Source organism: Thioclava dalianensis, assembly GCF_000715505.1.
Taxonomy (GTDB): domain Bacteria; phylum Pseudomonadota; class Alphaproteobacteria; order Rhodobacterales; family Rhodobacteraceae; genus Thioclava; species Thioclava dalianensis.
The window spans coordinates 1-986 of the sequence record NZ_JHEH01000091.1 but is presented as its reverse complement, the minus strand read 5'-3'; the positions used below and the strand labels follow the sequence as shown (position 1 = coordinate 986).

The 986-nt window shown below is 61.1% G+C and carries 1 protein-coding gene; it reads left to right on the top strand.

Annotated features, from left to right (window positions below):
* Positions 1-134: 134 nt before the first annotated feature.
* Positions 135-986: IS110 family transposase (locus DL1_RS20645; protein WP_038070290.1), on the top strand; the 852-nt coding region annotated here is incomplete at its 3' end.

Here is a 986-nt window from a genome sequence, read left to right as displayed (position 1 = left end):
TAGCACGTCAGGAAGCCGGCTGTTTTGTAAGTTTATGGCCGCGTGCGGAGCCCTCCCATCGCGCAGCGGGCGGCCATAACCGGGCTTGGGTCTCTATAGTGGTTTTGGGAACCACACCACAGAGGAGACCGGCTATGACCAAGGTTCAACATACTGCGGATGCCCGTGTTCTGGTAGGCATCGACATTTCCAAACACCGCCACGAGGTGTTGATTGCCGCCCCTGGCAAGCGGCGCCGGCGGCGACTGACCATCACGAACACGGTGGACGATATCGACCGTCTGATTGCCTTGCTCGGAGATTACAACTCTCCGGTGCAGATAGGCTTCGAGGCTACCGGCAACTATCATCGGGCGCTGATGTATCGGCTTGGCGCCGCGGGTTTTGATCTCAAGCTCGTCTCATCGATCGCGATGGCGCGGACCCGTGAAGCCCTGCACAACAGCTGGGACAAGAACGATCCGAAGGACGCCCAGGTCATCCTTCACATGCTGCAGATCGGGGCAACTCAGATATTCCTGGACCCTCTGCGCGCCGGCACCAACGACATTCAGGAATTGTCGAAGACGCACGAGATCGTCTCGCGAGCCAAGACGGAACTGTGGCACCGGATCCAGGGGCACTACCTGCCGCTCTACTTTCTTGAGGCGACACGCTTCCACCGCAGCTCGCGCAGCGACTGGTTCCTGGCCTTTCTCGAGATGTTCCCGTCGCCGCATCTGATCGCCGCGATGGACAAGGAGGCCTTCATTGCCGCGGCCTGGCAGGTGGTCGGGCGTAAGGTCTCCAAAACTGCCCTCATCTCGGACATTTACGAGACCGCACGCTGCTCGGTTGGCCTGCCGGTCGCGGAAGACTCCGATGCCTTGCGCATGTTCCGGATGGTGCTCGCCGAGGGGCGCAGCCTGATCCGCCAGCGCAATACGATCGAGGACCGTGCCACCGAGCTGCTCGGCGATCACCCTGACTACCGGCTGCTCACCTCT